This is a genomic window from Microbispora siamensis, assembly GCF_016863095.1.
In the GTDB taxonomy this organism is placed as follows: domain Bacteria; phylum Actinomycetota; class Actinomycetes; order Streptosporangiales; family Streptosporangiaceae; genus Microbispora; species Microbispora siamensis.
This window is the reverse complement of the sequence record NZ_BOOF01000010.1, coordinates 149,416-165,262: the sequence shown is the minus strand read 5'-3', so window position 1 is coordinate 165,262 and position 15,847 is coordinate 149,416. Positions and strand designations below refer to the sequence as shown.

Annotated in this window: 16 protein-coding genes; 8 read left to right on the top strand and 8 right to left on the bottom strand. The window is 72.2% G+C overall.

The annotated features are described in order from the left end of the window. On the bottom strand, positions 1-1,554 hold a 1,554-nt coding region (locus Msi02_RS11975), incomplete at its 3' end, for an ATP-binding protein (protein WP_204048401.1). A 24-nt stretch (positions 1,555-1,578) separates the two neighbouring features. Next, entirely contained in the window at positions 1,579-2,268 is a 690-nt protein-coding gene (locus Msi02_RS11970; protein WP_079319272.1) for a response regulator, read from the bottom strand. Between the two features lie 174 nt (positions 2,269-2,442). Between Msi02_RS11970 and Msi02_RS11965 the strand changes: the two genes are divergently transcribed. Together Msi02_RS11965 and Msi02_RS11960 are read left to right on the top strand one after the other, a co-directional pair. After that, positions 2,443-3,036 (top strand): hemerythrin domain-containing protein, encoded by a 594-nt coding sequence (locus Msi02_RS11965; protein WP_239108326.1) that lies wholly within the window; start codon positions 2,443-2,445, stop codon positions 3,034-3,036. Positions 3,037-3,280: 244 nt separating this feature from the next. Then, positions 3,281-3,475, top strand: coding sequence for a tail-anchor membrane protein (locus Msi02_RS11960; RefSeq protein ID WP_079319271.1), 195 nt, complete (start codon positions 3,281-3,283; stop codon positions 3,473-3,475). A gap of 69 nt (positions 3,476-3,544) precedes the next feature. On the opposite strand, the gene Msi02_RS11955 is transcribed toward Msi02_RS11960, so the two are convergent. Both Msi02_RS11955 and Msi02_RS11950 read right to left on the bottom strand, forming a co-directional pair. Then, positions 3,545-3,865 (bottom strand): DUF3817 domain-containing protein, encoded by a 321-nt coding sequence (locus Msi02_RS11955; RefSeq protein WP_179155439.1) that lies wholly within the window; start codon positions 3,863-3,865, stop codon positions 3,545-3,547. Positions 3,866-3,933: 68 nt separating this feature from the next. Then, positions 3,934-4,740, bottom strand: coding sequence for an SURF1 family protein (locus tag Msi02_RS11950; RefSeq protein WP_204048400.1), 807 nt, complete (start codon positions 4,738-4,740; stop codon positions 3,934-3,936). A gap of 138 nt (positions 4,741-4,878) precedes the next feature. On the opposite strand from Msi02_RS11950, the gene Msi02_RS11945 reads away from it, so the two are divergent. Next, on the top strand, positions 4,879-5,052 hold the full coding sequence (locus Msi02_RS11945; RefSeq protein ID WP_179155438.1) for a hypothetical protein: 174 nt from the start codon (positions 4,879-4,881) through the stop codon (positions 5,050-5,052). A gap of 159 nt (positions 5,053-5,211) precedes the next feature. After that, positions 5,212-6,687, top strand: coding sequence for a flavin-containing monooxygenase (locus Msi02_RS11940; protein ID WP_204048399.1), 1,476 nt, complete (start codon positions 5,212-5,214; stop codon positions 6,685-6,687). Here Msi02_RS11940 and ggt read toward each other — a convergent pair. Beyond that, a complete protein-coding gene (gene ggt, locus Msi02_RS11935; RefSeq protein ID WP_204048398.1) occupies positions 6,671-8,440 on the bottom strand; it encodes a gamma-glutamyltransferase in 1,770 nt (589 codons plus the stop codon). The two genes, Msi02_RS11940 and ggt, sit on opposite strands and share 17 nt — an antisense overlap. 202 nt (positions 8,441-8,642) lie before the next feature. On the opposite strand from ggt, the gene Msi02_RS11930 reads away from it, so the two are divergent. Further along, complete coding sequence (locus Msi02_RS11930; RefSeq protein ID WP_239108325.1) at positions 8,643-9,800, top strand: sensor histidine kinase; 1,158 nt, start codon at positions 8,643-8,645, stop codon at positions 9,798-9,800. After that, on the top strand, positions 9,797-10,459 hold the full coding sequence (locus Msi02_RS11925; protein ID WP_204048397.1) for a response regulator transcription factor: 663 nt from the start codon (positions 9,797-9,799) through the stop codon (positions 10,457-10,459). The genes Msi02_RS11930 and Msi02_RS11925 overlap by 4 nt, the downstream gene beginning before the upstream one ends. A 20-nt stretch (positions 10,460-10,479) precedes the next feature. On the opposite strand, the gene Msi02_RS11920 is transcribed toward Msi02_RS11925, so the two are convergent. Next, positions 10,480-11,106: a TetR/AcrR family transcriptional regulator gene (locus tag Msi02_RS11920; protein WP_204048396.1), complete on the bottom strand. Its 627-nt coding sequence runs from the start codon at positions 11,104-11,106 to the stop codon at positions 10,480-10,482. Positions 11,107-11,194: 88 nt separating this feature from the next. On the opposite strand from Msi02_RS11920, the gene Msi02_RS11915 reads away from it, so the two are divergent. Continuing rightward, complete coding sequence (locus Msi02_RS11915; RefSeq protein ID WP_204048395.1) at positions 11,195-12,667, top strand: MDR family MFS transporter; 1,473 nt, start codon at positions 11,195-11,197, stop codon at positions 12,665-12,667. Between the two features lie 50 nt (positions 12,668-12,717). Here the strand turns inward: Msi02_RS11915 and Msi02_RS11910 are convergent, their stop codons facing one another. Further along, the gene (locus tag Msi02_RS11910) at positions 12,718-13,536 is read right to left on the bottom strand and encodes a MerR family transcriptional regulator (protein WP_204048394.1); all 819 of its coding nucleotides are present in this window, start codon (positions 13,534-13,536) and stop codon (positions 12,718-12,720) included. A gap of 139 nt (positions 13,537-13,675) precedes the next feature. On the opposite strand from Msi02_RS11910, the gene Msi02_RS11905 reads away from it, so the two are divergent. Beyond that, the gene (locus tag Msi02_RS11905; protein WP_204048393.1) at positions 13,676-14,641 is read left to right on the top strand and encodes a helix-turn-helix domain-containing protein; all 966 of its coding nucleotides are present in this window, start codon (positions 13,676-13,678) and stop codon (positions 14,639-14,641) included. A 14-nt stretch (positions 14,642-14,655) separates the two neighbouring features. Here the strand turns inward: Msi02_RS11905 and Msi02_RS11900 are convergent, their stop codons facing one another. After that, entirely contained in the window at positions 14,656-15,831 is a 1,176-nt protein-coding gene (locus Msi02_RS11900; RefSeq protein ID WP_204048392.1) for an anhydro-N-acetylmuramic acid kinase, read from the bottom strand. Positions 15,832-15,847 lie beyond the last annotated feature (16 nt).

Sequence of the window (15,847 nt, the reverse complement as noted above, 5' to 3'; positions counted from 1 at the left end):
CGTGTGCGGCGCGAGCGTGTGCGGCGCGAGCGTGTGCGGCGCGAGCGTGTGCGGCGCGAGCGTGTGCGGCGCGAGCATCCGCGGGCCGGCACCGCCCTGCGAGGCCGTGTACGGCTGCTCCGCTCGTGCGTGGACCAGGTCCGGCCGCCGGGACTCTTCCCGGTCCTCCTCGTCACCGGGGGCACCGGTGTCGTCCGAAGGTCGGCCGTGGTCCCCGCTCTGGGGGTCCCCGCTCTCCGCGATCTCCGTCCGCCGGGACGCGATCGGGATCTCACGGAGCGGCCCGGGCCGCTCACCACCGGCCGGGGCCTCCGGCGAGGACGGCCCCGCCTCTTCGTCACCGGTCTCCTCCGGTCCTCCGGCCGCGACGAGGGCGGCTTCGCTCAGGTCGGCACCGTCGTCCCCGGCCGAGCCCTTCCCATCGGGCCGGCCGGCGGCGCGGCCCGGGCCCGCTTTCCGGACTTCCATATCTCCCCTTCCGGCGTGGACGAGTCCGTCCGCGCTCTCCGCCGCCGCGGGCTCCCCCTGACGCGGCAGCACGACGACCATCCGGCACCCCGGGGCTGTCCCCCGGCCTCCCCCCGTAGGCCGATTCGCGGCCGGGACCGGATCCGTCACCGCGATCGATCCGCCGTGCAACTCGACGATCTCCTTGGCGATGGCCAGCCCGAGCCCGGCCCCGCCCGCGTCGGCGGCCCGTCCGGCGTCGAGCCGCGAGAAGCGTTCGAACACCCGGGCCCGCTCCGCCGGCGGAATGCCGGGGCCGTCGTCGGTCACGCTGATCTCCAGGTTCGGCCCGGCCGGCCGCGCCTCCACCCGCACCGTGCCGCCGGACGGGCTGTGCCGTACGGCGTTGTCGAGCAGGTTGGCCAGCACCTGGGCGAGCAGGGCCGCGTCGGCGGACAGCGCCGTCCCCGGCGTGACCGCGCTCACCACCGTGACGTCGTCACGCGCGAGAGCCGCCTCCGAGACGGCCTGGCGGCACAACGACGCCAGGTCCAGCTCCTCCGGCTCGATCAGCCGCGCCCCCGAGTCGAGCCGCGACAGGTCGAGGAGCTGGGCCACCAGGCGGCCGAGCCGCTGCGTCTGCGCGAGGGCCGTGCCCAGGGTGTCGAGGTCGGGCGGCGTGACGCCGTCCACGACGTTCTCCAGCACGGCCTGCAGGCCGGTGATCGGCGTGCGCAGCTCGTGGCTGACGTTGGCCACCAGTTCGCGCCGTTGGCGATCGACCTCGGCCAGGTCGGCGGCCATGGCGTTGAAGGCCCGCGCCAGCTCCCCCACCTCGTCCCGCGACGTCGCGCTCACGCGCAGGCCGTACCGGCCCTTGGCGATCGTCTGCGCGGCGGCGGCCATCTCGCGCAGCGGCCGGGTCATGCCGCGGGCGAGGAGCTGCACCATGATCAGTGCGAGCACGACGGCGATCGCGATCCTGAGGTCCCGGGACAGGCCGGAGTTGATACCGACCTCGTTGACGACGAACGCCGCGACCACGGCGAGCACGATCACGATGCCGAGCTTGACCTTGATCCGGCCGAGGAAGTCGAGCGGCCTCAACGCCTGGCTCTCCCTAGTGAAGCGTCATGAGCGGACGAGCGCGTATCCCACGCCGTGGACGGTGCGGACGACCTCCGGGCCGAGCTTGCGGCGCAGCGCGCGGACGTGGCTGTCCACGGTCCGGGTCGCGGCGGCCTCGGAGAAGCCCCAGATGTCCGACAGCAGCCGTTCGCGCTCGAAGACCTGGCCGGGCCGTTCAGCGAGACGCCGCAGCAGGTCGAACTCGGTCCGGGTGAGCTGGGCCTCGGCCCCGCGGACGAACACGCGGCGCTCGGCCGTGTTGATCTCGACGTCGCCGACCCGGATCACCGTGTCCTCGTGGGCCAGCAGGCTGGCCCGCTCCACCCGCCGCAGCAGCGCGTGGATCCTCGCGACGAGCTCCCGCATGCTGAACGGCTTGGTGATGTAGTCGTCGGCCCCCACGCCCAGGCCGACCAGCACGTCCGTCTCCTCGCCGAGGGCGGTGAGCATGAGCACCGGCACCGGCCGGGCGGCCTGCATCCTGCGGCACACCTCCAGTCCGTCCAGGCCCGGCAGCAGCCGGTCGAGGACGACGACGTCGGGCTCCGCCTTCGCGTAGGCCGCGAGCGCTCCCTCGCCGTCGCTCGCGACGCGTACGTCGAAGCCCTCCGCCACGAGCCGCAGCCGTACGGCGTTCGCGATCGTGTCGTCGTCCTCGACCACCAGGACGCGGCGTTGCTGAGGGGTAGCCATGGACGAAGCGTAGATGCCCTCTGTGCAGAGCCGTCATCCGGAATTGTGCAGATCCCGTGCATCGGAGAATCCCGCCCGCGGCACCCTGTCGCCGCCTCCGCGAGCCGAATCCGCAGGTCAGGGGTTTCGCCCCCCGGTTACGGGTAGCCCCGATATGACCAGGAAGGAGGCGCTATGGACCGCCAGTCAAGGCCGGAGACCATGCGGGAGAACGACGTGATCGATCTCCTGACGCAGCAGCACGTTCTCATCCGGGAGCTGTTCGACGAGGTCGACAGGAGCCAAGGGGAGCAGCGCAAGGAGGCCTTCAGCCGCCTCGTCCGCCTGCTCGCCGTCCACGAGACGGCGGAGGAGGAGATCGTCCACCCCTACGCGCGGCGCAAGCTGGTCGGCGGCGACACGATCGTGGACAACCGCCTCCAGGAGGAGGAAGAGGCGAAGGAGATGCTCAGCCGCCTCGACGACATGGACGTGACGACGCCGGAGTTCTCCCAGGAGCTGGAGAGGCTGCGGGCCGCCGTGTTCGCCCACGCCGCCGCCGAGGAGCGCTACGAGTTCTCCGAGCTCAAGGCGAGCACGTCCGAGGCCGAGCGCAAGGCGATGGGCGTGGGTGTCAAGGCAGCCGAGGCGATGGCTCCCACGCACCCGCACCCCGGGGTCGAATCGGCCACGGAGAACATCCTGCTGGGGACGCCGGTCGCGATCATGGATCGCGTCCGCGACCTGATCCGCAAGACGATGGGCAAGTCGGAGTCCGGCGAGGGCTGAGCTCCGGGCGGGGCCGCCGTACGGGGTTGTCCCGTCGGCATCGGGAGCGCGGCCCACTCCGGAGACCGGGGAGCGTGCGGGGCGCCGCGGAGCCTGGCGGAGACGGTCACCCGTCTCCCGGGCGTCGCGGCGCCGCGACGCGGAGGACCACCCGCGGAGGCTCGCGGAACTCGGCCAGGACCTCGGACGTTCTCCCAGCGACGCGGGACGACGTCCCGCGCGGCCCGACACGAAAGGCCTGACGATGTCGCCACTGGGCAAGTACTACGTGGGCGCGGCGGTGGTGGCCGTGCTGGTCTTCATCCTTCCGCTGCCGACGCTCCTGGCCTGGCTGATCGCGATCGGCGCGCTGGGGGCGCCGATCGTCGCCTACTTCATGCTGGACGAGTCGCAGCGGGCGCGGCTGCGGCGCATCCGCCGCCGCCAGATCGGCGGCTGAGGCCCTGCGAAGACCCGATGAACGGAAACCGGCCGGGCCGCCGTCGCGGCGCCCGGCCGGTCCGCTTCGTTAGGAAGCGGTGGCGATCCTCCTGCGGACCCGCTCGGTGACGCTCCGCTCCAGGACGAAGGACAGGAACGGGATCGTGCCCGCGATGAGCACCAGCAGCAGGTAGCCGACCGACCAGCGGGCCTTGATCAGGCCCAGGTTGATCGCGGCCACCAGATAGACCATGTACAGGAAGCCGTGGATCGGCCCGACGACCGCGACCATCGTGCCGTTGTCGAAGCCGTACTTGACGACCATCGCGGCACACAGCACGAGCAGCATCACGCCGACGATGTAGGCCATGACGCGGTAGAAGTTGAGCGCGGATTCCACGTCGATCATTACCTCTGCTGGGGAAACGGTCACCACACGATATCCGTGCCACCGGGTGGTCCCGGCTTCAGGGCCGTTCAGGCCTCCGCGTGCGCGGCGGGCTCGGCCGGCTGCGGCTCCTCACTGTCCCGCTCTCGCTCCCGCTGCCCGCGCAGGGCGTCGCGTACGAAGTGGAACCACATGTACACGGCGAACAGCGCGAAGATCCACCACTGGAGGGCGTAGGCCAGGTTGCGCCAGGTGAAGCCGCCGCCTTCGGTCGGCGGCGACACGGCCACCGGCGTGACGCGGGACGGCGGGTCCTGCGCGGTCGCGACGACGAACCCGTCCCTCACCCGCGCGTCCGGCCACACGTTGATCAGCTCCGCCGTCGACACCGTCGCCACCTGGCCGCGGGGCAGGTTCCCGCTGCGCATCACGTCGTCGGTCTGCTCGGCCGGCCGCAGCCGTCCGGTCACGGTCACGGCGCCCTCGGGCACGGCGGCGGCGGGATCGGCCGCCGTGGGCACCCAGCCGCGTACGACGGGGACGACCGTGCCGTCCGTGAGCCGCAGCGGGGTGAGCAGCCAGAATCCGCTCCCCTTGGCCGCCCTGCCGCCCGGGGCGGCGACGTCGGCGACCCGGTCGGCCACCAGCAGCTGGTTCGCGGCGTCGTAGGTCCCCGTGGCGGTCACCCTGCGGCTGATCGCGCCGCCGCCGACGTGCTGTCCCACCTGGGTCAGCTCAGTGACGGCCACGGGCGCGGGGTCGGGGGCCCGTCGTGGGGCGCCCGACGCCTCGAAGACGCCGAGCTGCCAGCGGCCGAGGAAGGTGAAGGACACGAGCACCCCGATGACCAGCAGGTGCAGGGCCACCAGCCGGGGAGCCAGGAGGGTGCGGAGCATGCATACAACGCTATCCGCCGCCCCCACCGGTCCGGTATTCGCGCCGGTGTCTCGGAGGAACGCCAAGCGATCCTAAGGCGAGGGCAAAATCCGACAAATCGCAGCCAGGGGACATCATGTGTCGCTAGAGTCATGCCCATGTCCGACCCTCAGATCGACCCGGCCGGAAACACGCAGGCTTTCCGGGCGTTCGCGCAGCAGCAGGACGCGCAGGCCTCTCAGGAGCAGCCGTCCCGTCTGCCGATTTGGATCGCCGTCGGTGCGGCGCTCGTCGTGATCCTCGCCGTGGTGGCGTACCTCCTGGTTCGCTGACATACCTGTACCAGCCGCCGACGACCGCGCCCGTCGGCGGCTTTGTCATGCCCGCCGACGGTTCAGTCGCCCACTCATGCGACGTACAGTGACGCTGCTGGACCCTGCCCGCCCACGCGCATATATTGGACAAATCTTCCAATAGGACGGGGAGGACGCATGCCCAGTCCGGGCGTCACGATCATCGGTTCCGGGTTCGCCGGGCTGTGCATGGCCATCAAGCTCAAGGAAGCGGGCTATCACGACTTCGTGATCCTTGAGAAGGCCGGCGAGATCGGCGGCACCTGGCGGGACAACACCTACCCCGGCTGCGCCTGCGACGTGCCCTCGCCGCTGTACTCCTTCTCGTTCGAGCTCAACCCCGGATGGTCGCGGCTGTTCTCTCCCCAGGAGGAGATCTGGGACTACCTGCGGGCCTGCGTCCGGAAGTACGGCCTGGAGCCCCACCTGCGGTTCGGCAAGGAGGTCTGCGGGCTGGAGTACGACGACGAGCGGGCCCTGTGGCGGGTGTCGACCGGCGACGGGGAGACGTTCGAGACGCATGCCGTCGTGTCCGGCGTCGGCGCCCTGCACGTGCCCTCGTTCCCCGAGATCCCCGGCCGTGAGCGCTTCACCGGCACGGTGTTCCACTCGGCCCGGTGGGACCACTCCGCCGACCTGAACGGCAAGAGGGTCGCGGTCGTCGGCACCGGCGCGTCGGCGATCCAGTTCGTCCCGGTCGTCGCCGAGCAGGCGAGCCGGCTCACCGTCTTCCAGCGCACCCCGCCGTGGATCCAGCCGAAGCCGGACCTGCCGATCGACGGGCGGCTGAAGCGGGCCATGGAGACGCCCGGCGGCGCCCGGCTGCTGCGCGACGCCGTCTACTGGCTGCTGGAGACCCGGGCCGTGGGCTTCACGATCGACCCCCGGCTGATGAAGGTCCACCAGGCGATGGCCGAGCGCCACCTGGCCCGGCAGGTGCCCGACCCCGAGCTGCGTGCGAAGCTGACGCCCGACTACACCATCGGCTGCAAGCGCATCCTGCTGTCCAACGACTACTATCCCGCGCTGACCAGGGACAACGTCGAGCTGGTCACCGACGGGATCACCGAGATCAGGGAGCGGTCGGTCGTGGACGCCGCGGGGCGCGAGCACGAGGTCGACGTGATCGTGTACGGCACCGGCTTCCGGGTGGTCGACTCCCTCAACGAGCAGCGGATCGTCGGCAGGAACGGCGTCAAGATCCAGGACGCGTGGCGCGACGGCATCGAGGCCTACTACGGGATCACGACCGCGGGCTTCCCCAACCTGTTCTTCCTGCTCGGCCCCAACACCGGTCTCGGGCACACCTCGGTCGTCTTCATGATCGAGTCCCAGGTCCGGTACGTCATGGACTGCCTGCGGCTGCTGTCCAGGACCAAGGCGAAGGCCCTGGACGTACGGCCGTCGGCGCAGCGGGCCTACAACGACCGCCTGCAGCGGCGGCTCGACCGGCTGGTGTGGAGCGACGGCGGCTGCACGAGCTGGTATCTCGACGAGCACGGCAGGAACCGCACGCTCTGGCCCGGCTTCACCTTCGAATACTGGGCGCGTACGCGGAAGGTGAAGCCGAAGGCCTACGAGCTGATCCGGGCCCGGATCAGCGACGCGGGCTGACCACGAGGGCGCTGCCTCCGCCGCGCCGCGCGGGTTCGGCGACCGCCTGGACGAGGCCGTTCCGCAGGAACTCCAGGCCGGTCGCCGCGCCGATCTCCCCCGCCGGCGGCCCGGGGACGTCCGTCAGCGTGTGACCGAGCGCGGTCAGCTCCGCGCCGTACCGCTCGGTGAACGCCGGCTCGGTCTGGGTGGCGGCGGTGTTGCGCTGCGAGGCGCGCGGCGCGGCCACGGCCTCCGGGAGCGACATGCCGAAGTCGAGCCGGTTCACCAGGATCTGCAGCACGGTCGTGATGATCGTCGCGCCGCCGGGCGAGCCGACGGCGAGCAGCGGCCTGCCGTCCTTGAGCACGATGGTGGGGGCCATCGACGACCGCGGGCGCTTGCCGGGAGCGGGCAGGTTGGGGTCGCCGGGCGCCGGGCCGAAGGTGAAGTCGGTCAGCTCGTTGTTGAGCAGGATGCCGCGGCCCGGCACCACGATCCCGCTGCCGCCGGTCTGCTCGATCGTGATGTTGTAGGCGGCCACGTCGCCCCAGCGGTCGGTCACCACGAGATGGGTGGTCTCCGGTCCTTCCTTCTTCTCCTCCGGAGCCGAGGTCGCCTGAGGCGTCGGGCAGGAGGAGTAGGAGCCGTCGGGCGATCCGGGCGCGGCGGGGTGCGCCATCGCCCGCGGGCCGATCAGGCAGGCGCGCTCCTTGGCGAACCCGTCGGAGAGGAGCTGATCCAGCGGCACGTCCACGTACGCCGGGTCACCGACGTAGGCGTTGCGGTCGGCGAAGGCGAGCCGGGAGGCGTCCAGGTATTCGTGCAGGCCGACCTTCGGCAGGGCCTCCAGGATCTTCAGCGCCTCCCCCACGGTGGATCCGCCCGACGACGGCGGCGCCATGCCGTACACGTCGAGCCCCTTGTACGTGACCTTGGTGGGCGGCCGTTCGAGCGCCCGGTAGGCCCTGAGGTCGGACACCTCCATCAGCCCGGTCCTGACCTTCCTGGTGGCCCCCTGACGCACCGGCGGCTTCTTCACCGTGGCCACGATCTCCCGGCCGAGCGCGCCGCCGTACAACCAGGCCGGTCCGCGGATGCCCAGCTCACGGTAGGTGCGCGCGAGATCGGGGTTGCGGAAGACCGATCCGACCGGCGGCGGCTGCCCGCCCGGCAGGTAGAGCGACGCGGTCGAGGTGAAGTCGGCGAACCGGCCGGCGTTCTGCTGCGTCTGGTCGTGGAACGTCTGGTCGACGACGAAACCCTTCTCGGCGATCTCGATCGCGGGGCGCAGCGCCTGCCGCAGCGGCATCGTGCCGTATCGGCGCAGCGCCATGTCCCACTGCGCGACGCTGCCGGGGACGCCGACCGACAGCCCGCTGGTGACGGCCTCGTCGAACGGGATGCCCTCGAACACCGTCGAGGTCATCGCCCGCGGGGCGGTCTCCCGCCCGTCGATCGTGGTCACCTTCCGCGTGCGGGCGTCGTAGTAGACGATGAAGCCGCCGCCGGCCAGTCCCGCCGAGTAGGGCTCGGTCACGCCCAGCGCCGCCGCGCCGGCCACCGCCGCGTCCATCGCGTTGCCGCCCTGGCGCAGCACCGAGAGCGCGGCCTTGCTCGCGTCCAGGTCCACGGTGGCCACGGCCCCGCCGTACCCCTCCGCGACCGGCCGTTTGACCTCCGCCGCGGGCCCCGCCGGTGCGGCGTGGGCGGGCGGCGCGAGGAAGGCCGCGAACGTGACCAGTCCCAGCGACGTGACGACGACGCTCCTCATGCCAGGCACCTCCACCACGTGAGCGATCACTCCAGCATGACTCACGGGAGTCAGAAACGCTGCGGGATTGTCCGCTTTTGGACGCGGGAGCGGCCGAGCGAGCCGACGCGCGGAGCGGGAAACACGCTACTCCTTCCGGCGTACGGCGGACTGCCGCGCCGGGCGGATGCGGTGACCAGCGGCGATGGCCTAGCGTGCGGATGTGCGTTCCCGTTCCGCGATGTACCACCGCATCGATCCCGTTCTGCCGGTCATCGTCGGGTTCCTCCAGGTGTTCCTGACGATGGGCGCCCAGTACTGGCAGTTGCGGAACCCGGACCTCGGGCGGGCGCCGCTGACCTGGTGGGGCTACGCGCTGCTGCTGGTCGGGCCGCTCGCGCTCGCGCTGCGCCGCCGCGCGCCGGTGGCCGCCCTGGTCGTCACGCTCATCGCGACCTCGGTCTATCTCCTGCTCGACTTCGCGTACGGGCCGGTGTTCCTCAGCCAGATCATCGTGGTCTTCAACGCGGTGATGTCCGGGCACCGCCGTACGGCGTGGCTGTCGTCGGGGGCGTTCTTCCTGTTCGTGATCGCCTACGCCACCTGGTTCATCCCCCACCGGGCGAGTCTCTTCCACCACACCGCGGTCGCGGCCTACCTGCTGCTCACGCTCACCGTGGCGGAGTTCTACCGGATGCGCCGCGAGCGCCTCGCCGAACGCGAGCGGGTGGCGCGGGAGGAGGCCCGGCGGCAGGCGAGCGAGGAACGGCTCACCATGGCCCAGGAACTGCACGACGTGCTCGCCCACAACATCTCGCTGATCCACGTCCAGGCGTCCACCGCCCTGCACATCCTGGACGACCACCCCGAGCAGGCCCGCACCGCGCTGAGCACGATCAAGCAGGCGTCCAAGGACGTGCTGACCGAGATGCGCGGCGTGCTGAGCCTGCTCAGGGACGGCGCGCCGCGCTCCCCCATCGCCGGGATGGCCCACCTGTCCGACCTCGCCGAGCGCAGCGGGCTGCGGGTCACGCTGGAGGTCACCGGGCAGGAGCGCCCGCTGCCCGCCGGCATCGACCGGGCCGGCTACCGGATCGTGCAGGAGTCGCTGACCAACGTCTCGCGGCACGCTCCCGGCTCCCGGGTGACCGTACGCGTGGCGTACGCGGCCGAGGAGGTGACCGTGACGATCGAGGACGACGGGGCGGGAACGGCGCGGGCCGAGGCGGGCCTCGGCAGCGGCAACGGCATCCCCGGCATGCGCGAGCGGGCCGCGGCGCTCGGAGGATCGCTGACCGCGGGCCCCCGGCCCGGCGGCGGCTTCCGCGTCGAGGCCCGTCTCCCCCTACCCCCGTCCACCGACCAGAAGGAGCCGAATTGATACGCGTCCTGCTCACCGACGACCAGGCACTGGTCCGGGCCGGGTTCCGGGCCCTGCTCGACGCGCAGGAGGGCATGACCGTCGTGGGCGAGGCCGGCGACGGCGAGCAGGCCGTCCTGCTCACCCGGGACCTGCGCCCCGACGTGGTGCTGATGGACATCCGCATGCCCGGCACCGACGGCCTGACGGCCACCCGCCGCATCGGCGACGACCCCGCCCTCGCCGACGTGAAGATCGTCATGCTCACCACGTTCGAGTTGGACGAGTACGTCTTCGAGGCCCTGCGCGGCGGCGCGAGCGGCTTCCTGGTCAAGGACACCGAGCCGGCCGAGCTGATCCAGGCCGTCCGGGTGGTGGCCTCAGGCGACGCCCTGCTGTCCCCCGGCGTGACGCGCCGGCTCATCGCCGAGTACGTCGCCCGCGCCAAGGAGCCCGGCATCGCGACCCGTCTCGACCCGCTCACCGAACGGGAGCGGGAGGTGCTCGCGCTCGTGGGCACCGGCATGACGAACGACGAGATCGCCGCCAGGCTCTACATGTCCCCGGCGACGGCCAAGACCCACGTGAGCCGCACGATGAGCAAGCTCCACGCCCGCGACCGGGCCCAGCTCGTCGTGATCGCCTACGAGTCGGGCCTGGTCAAACCCGGCTGGCTCTGAGACGCCGTACGCGCCTGCCTCTACGCCGGACCCGGCCCGTTGTGGTGCTCGCGGACGAGGGGGAGGAAGAGCTCGTCGACGATCGACCGGATGCGCGCGGGCTTCAGGGGTTTGAGGTCCATGAGCAGGTCGTGGCGCACCAGGTCGAACGGCAGCGCGAGCACCGCGGGCGGGATCCGTTCCAGGTCGATCTCGCCGCGGTCATGGGCGCGCCGGTAGATGGTCCGGACGCGCGAGAGCGCTTTGTCGCCCATGATCCGGTCGCGCACCTGGGCGGGAGTGAGCCCGGTGCCGGCCAGTAGCCCCGAGAAGGCGGCGGCCGCGGCGATGGCGAAGAAGGCGGCGCGGGCCTCGCCCATGCCGGTCAGTGCGGCGAGGAGGTCGCCGCGCAGGGTGCCGTTGTCGGGGATGTCGACCGGGTGGCTGTTCCGGTAATGCTCGAGCGCGGCGAGCACGAGCTGGTCCTTGTTGGCCCAGCGGCGGTACAGCACGGCGATGCCGGTGCCGGCGCGAGAGGCGACGGACTCCATGGTCAGTTTCGCGAAGCCGACCTCCACCAGCTCGTCCCAGGCCGCGTCCAGCAGTGCGGCCTCGAGCTCGGGCCCGCGTCGGCGCTGGCGGGAGGGCGCGGCGGCGGATGTGGTCACGGCTTCACTATAAGGAAGGTTTGCATTCCCTAGCAAGGCGCTCCACCTTCATAAGAGATGGATTCCACTCTTATCTGAGGGTGAGACGATGACGGAGACCACCGAGGCGAAGCTGTCGCCGCAGGTGAAGAACGCGCTGATCGCGCTGGTCGTGGGCGGCATCGCGGCGATCCTCGACTCGACGATGGTGACGCTGGCGATCCACACGCTGGCGGTGAAGCTGCACTCGACCGCCGGCACGATCCAGTGGGTCACCACCGGCTTCCTGCTGGCGATGGCCGTCGCGATCCCGGTCACCGGGTGGGCGGAGCGCCGCTGGGGCGGCAAGCGGGTCTGGATGGCCGCGCTGGTGCTGTTCGTGCTCGCCTCGGCGCTGTGCGCGATGGCCTGGAGCGACGCCGGGCTGATCGGCTTCCGGGTGCTGCAGGGCTTCGGCGCCGGGCTGATCTTCCCGCTGATGCAGACGCTCGCGGTGAGAGCCGCGGGCGGGCGTGTCAGCAGCCGGCTGATGGCGGCCGTCAGCCTGCCGATCGCGCTCGGCCCCATCCTCGGCCCGGTGATCGGCGGCGTGATCCTGAGCTGGCTGAGCTGGCGCTGGCTGTTCCTCATCAACGTGCCCGTGATCGCCGCCGGGCTGCTGCTGGCGTGGCGGTTCCTGCCCGCCGACCACCCCGGCTCCTCGGCCGGGCGCGGGCGCCTGGAGTGGATCGGCCTGATGCTGCTCGCGCCGGCGCTGACGGGGATCCTGCTCGGCCTCTCGGAGCTGTCCGAGGACGGCGGGATCGGCCGCGCCGGGGTGCTGGTGCCGCTGTCGGCCGGGGTCGTCCTGCTGGCCGCGTTCATCGCCTGGGCGTCGCGGCCCGGCGAGCGCGAGCCGATCGTCGACGTCCGGCTGCTGCGCGTGCGCTCGCTCGGCAGTGCCTCCGCGGTCCTGTTCACCGCCGGCGCGGCGATGTACGCGGGCATGTTCCTGCTGCCGCTGTACTACCAGCAGTCGCGGGGCGACAGCGTGCTGGACGCCGGGCTGCTGATGATCCCGCAGGGTGTGGGCGCGCTCGCCGCGCGCTTCGTGATCGGCACGCTGGTCGACCGGTTCGGGGCGCGCGCCGTGACGATCGCCGCCTTCCTGCTCGCCGCCGTCGCCACCGTCCCGTTCGCACTCGCCGGGCCGGGTACGAGCCTGTGGTGGCTGGGAGCCGTGCTGCTGGTTCGCGGCCTGGGGGTCGGGGCGGTGCTGATCCCGCCGATGTCCGTCGCCTACCAGGACGTCCGACCGGCGGGCATCCCGCACGCCACCATGAGCACCCGCATCGCCCAGCAGGTGGGAGCCTCGTTCGGCACCGCGATCGTCGCCGTCGCCCTGCAGTCGCTCCTCGGCCACGGCGCCACGGGTGCCTTCCACGGCGCGTTCTGGTGGGCGATCGGCATCGCGATCGCCGCGGTCATCCCCGCCGTCGCCCTCCCCGCCGGCAAGCCGACGGGCGGGTCACCGGCCGCGAAGCCGGTGCACGACGACGAGACCGCGTGCAGCCGAGTGGCCGCACAGGAAGAGGCGGCGTGAGCCCAGCCGTCTACCAGAACGCACCGCGGATCTCGGCCTCGTACCTCGCTCTAGCCGGCGAGCGGCTCCTGGAGCTCGGTGACCCATCGGGCGGGATCCTCCCCGGCCTCCAGGTAGAGCTCCCTGGCGTACCCGGCGGAGCGGTGACCGCCGTCGGCGATCCACCGGGCCAGCGTCTGGGTGGTCGGGAGGACGTCGTCCATCGGGCCGCGATGCACGATCGTGGCCGCCCGCTCGATCGCGGGCAGGTCCACGATCGCGAAGTCGTGACCGTCCCCGGGCGCGACCGCGACCGGCATCGCCACGTGCGCGAGGATCCCGTCGCCGCCGGGGTCGTCCTCGTAGTAGGCGATCCCCGGCCCCACCGGGGTCACCCCGGCCTCGTCCAGCCTGCGGCACAGTTCGTCGAACAGCGGGCCGACGACCGGGCCGATGTCCTCCGGCTCGTAGCTGCGCGCCACGCCGCTGAGTTCCGCCACCCGGACGGCGGGGATGCGCTTGACCACCACGTCGTCGGTGTTCATGTGTCCCTCACTCTCGATCGTCCGGAGCCTCGCCTCGACCTGGGCCAGCCGGGCCGCCGCGGCGGCCATCGCCGCCTCCAGCTCCGCCTGCCGCAGCCGCAGCATCCCGCGCAGCTCCTCGGCGCTCACCTGCTCGTCCAGGACCTCCCGTACCTGCCTGAGGGTGAAGCCAAGGGCCTTGAGCGCGGTGATCCTGTTGAGACGGGCGAGCTGGCCTGCCTCGTAGAAGCGGTAGCCGCTCGCGGGATCGACGTGGGCCGGGCGGAGCAGCCCGATCGCGTCGTAGTGGCGCAGCATGCGGACCGACACGCGGCCGTGCCTGGCGAAGTCTCCGATGGTGAACATGGTGTGGCGATTCCAATGCCTCACGCGGTGTCAGGGTCAAGCGCCGCGTCTCCGGCCGGAGGCGGCGGGACAGCGGCCATGGCGGCCGTCTCGAAAAAGTAGTTGAGCTTCCAGTGACTGGAAGGTCGAGGCTGTGCATGTGAACGACCACACGGAGCCGCGCCGCACGGATTCGGCCGACGCCTCCCGGGACACCGGCGAGGGGGACGATCTCGGACCGCTCACGATCGGGCGGCTCGCGCGGCTGACCGGCGTGCCGGCCCGCACGATCCGGTTCTGGTCCGACATCGGGATCGTCCAACCGGCAGGGCGGTCGGCGAGCGGTTACCGGTTGTACGACGCCGCGGCTGTGGCCCGGCTGCACCTCGTGCGTACGCTGCGCGACCTGGGGCTCGACCTCGCCACCGTGGAGCGGGTCGTTACCAGGCGCGTCGGTCTCGCGGAGGTCGCCAGGGCACACGTCGCCGCGCTGGACGCGGAGATCGCCGTCCTCCGGGCGCGGCGCGCCGTCATGCGGTCGATCGCGGAACGCGACGGCACCATCGAGGAGATGAGACTCATGCACGAACTGGCTCAGCTGTCGGCACGGGAACGGCAGCGCATCATCGACGACTTCGTCGACGAGGTGTTCGCGGGCACCGACCCCGACGCGCCCGGCGCCGGAATCGCCCAGAGCATGCGCCGCCTGCCCGAAGCGCTGCCGGACGAACCCACCACCGAGCAGGTGGAGGCCTGGATCGAGCTCGCCGAACTGGTCTCCGACCCGGCCTTCCGGGAGCGGGTGCGCGGGATGGCGCTCGGCCCCGCCGAGCCCGTGACGCCGGTGCCGTACGACTCGCAGGCGGTCCTGGACGAGGCCGGGCGGGCCTTGGACCAGGGGATCGCCCCGGAGTCGGCGGAGGGCGAGCGGATCGTGGACCGGCTGGTGGGTCCGGATGTGCCCGCCGCCGAACGCGCACGGCTCGCCGACATGCTGGAGCGGTTCACCGACCGCAGGGTGGAGCGCTACTGGCAACTGCTCGGCGTGCTCAACGGCACGCCCCCGTTCCCGTCCGGGGTGCCCTCCTACGAGTGGTTCATCGCGGCGCTGCGCGCCGCGCGCTGAGCCGGTGAAGGCCATCAGGATAAGGGCGAGGTGCGGCGCGCCGCCCCTCGCCCTTCCATCCGGATGCTCCGGGGCGGCAGGTCCAGCGGTTCCGGCAGCCGCAGCGGCCCGCGGCCCGGGGTGATCGTGCCGAGCACCCGCGATCCGGCCGCGCCGGTGCAGGCCGGCACCGTGCCGGGCAGGCCGTGCGCGGTCAGCCAGCCGAGATAGGAGAACGCGACCGCTTCCTTGGCGTCCGAGGGCACGCCGAGGTCGTCGCTCGGCAGCAGCCGCACGCCTTCGGCCCGCTCACGCAGCGCGCGCATCAGAGCCGGGTTGCGCACACCGCCGCCGGAGACGACGACCGTGCCGAGCCCGTGCCGCCGGATCTCCGCCGCGACCGTCTCGGCGGTGAGCGCCGTGAGCGTCGCCACCAGGTCCGGCAGGCCCAGCGCGTACGGCCCAGCGACCCGGTCCAGATAGCCCGCGTGGAACAGTTCCTTGCCCGTCGTCTTCGGCGGCGGCAGGTGATAGTACGGCTCGGCCAGCAACTCGGCCAGCAGTCCCTCGTGGACCTTCCCCGACGCGGCCAGCCTGCCGTCCTCGTCGTACGGCATGCCGGTGGCGGCGCGTACGGCCGCGTCCATGAGCGCCGAGGCTGGGCCGATGTCGTACGCGAGCGGGGGCTCGCACACGGTGAGGTTCGCGATGCCGCCGAGGTTGAGCGCGCCGGCCCGCCCCGCCGAGGCGGGCAGCCCGGACAGCAGCGGCAGGTCGAAGGCGGACACGAGCGGCGCGCCCTGCCCGCCTGCGGCCACGTCCCGCACCCGCAGGTCCGACACGACCGGCACGCCGAGCCGTTCGGCGATCCAGGCGGGCTGGCCGAGTTGGAGCGTCCCGCGCACGCGCCCGTCCTCCACCCAGTGGTACATCGTCTGCCCGTGTGAGCAGACGAGGTCGGCGGCGGGGCAGGTCGCCGCCGCCTCGGCGAACGCCCGGCCCACGAGCGTGTCGAGACGGCAGACCTCGCCCATGTCCGCGGGGTTCGGCGGCAGCGCGGCGACGATCGCGGCCCGCAGGCCGGGCGGGTACGGCACCGTGCCGGTGTGCTCCACGACCCCGGTGAGCAGGTCGCCGTCCCGCGACCAGCGGACGAGCGCGCAGTCGATCCCGTCGTGGGAGGTTCCCGAGATCAGCCCGAGTACGCGCACGCCTGCCTCGCAAGGA

What these genes read in the sequence shown, in the direction of transcription:
- Msi02_RS11970 (WP_079319272.1), bottom strand. Translation starts at nt 2,268, where the DNA reads ATGGCTACCCCTCAGCAACGCCGCGTCCTGGTGGTCGAGGACGACGAC.
- Msi02_RS11965 (WP_239108326.1), top strand. Translation starts at nt 2,443, where the DNA reads ATGGACCGCCAGTCAAGGCCGGAGACCATGCGGGAGAACGACGTGATC.
- Msi02_RS11960 (WP_079319271.1), top strand. Translation starts at nt 3,281, where the DNA reads ATGTCGCCACTGGGCAAGTACTACGTGGGCGCGGCGGTGGTGGCCGTG.
- Msi02_RS11955 (WP_179155439.1), bottom strand. Translation starts at nt 3,865, where the DNA reads ATGATCGACGTGGAATCCGCGCTCAACTTCTACCGCGTCATGGCCTAC.
- Msi02_RS11950 (WP_204048400.1), bottom strand. Translation starts at nt 4,740, where the DNA reads ATGCTCCGCACCCTCCTGGCTCCCCGGCTGGTGGCCCTGCACCTGCTG.
- Msi02_RS11945 (WP_179155438.1), top strand. Translation starts at nt 4,879, where the DNA reads ATGTCCGACCCTCAGATCGACCCGGCCGGAAACACGCAGGCTTTCCGG.
- Msi02_RS11940 (WP_204048399.1), top strand. Translation starts at nt 5,212, where the DNA reads ATGCCCAGTCCGGGCGTCACGATCATCGGTTCCGGGTTCGCCGGGCTG.
- ggt (WP_204048398.1), bottom strand. Translation starts at nt 8,440, where the DNA reads ATGAGGAGCGTCGTCGTCACGTCGCTGGGACTGGTCACGTTCGCGGCC.
- Msi02_RS11915 (WP_204048395.1), top strand. Translation starts at nt 11,195, where the DNA reads ATGACGGAGACCACCGAGGCGAAGCTGTCGCCGCAGGTGAAGAACGCG.
- Msi02_RS11910 (WP_204048394.1), bottom strand. Translation starts at nt 13,536, where the DNA reads ATGTTCACCATCGGAGACTTCGCCAGGCACGGCCGCGTGTCGGTCCGC.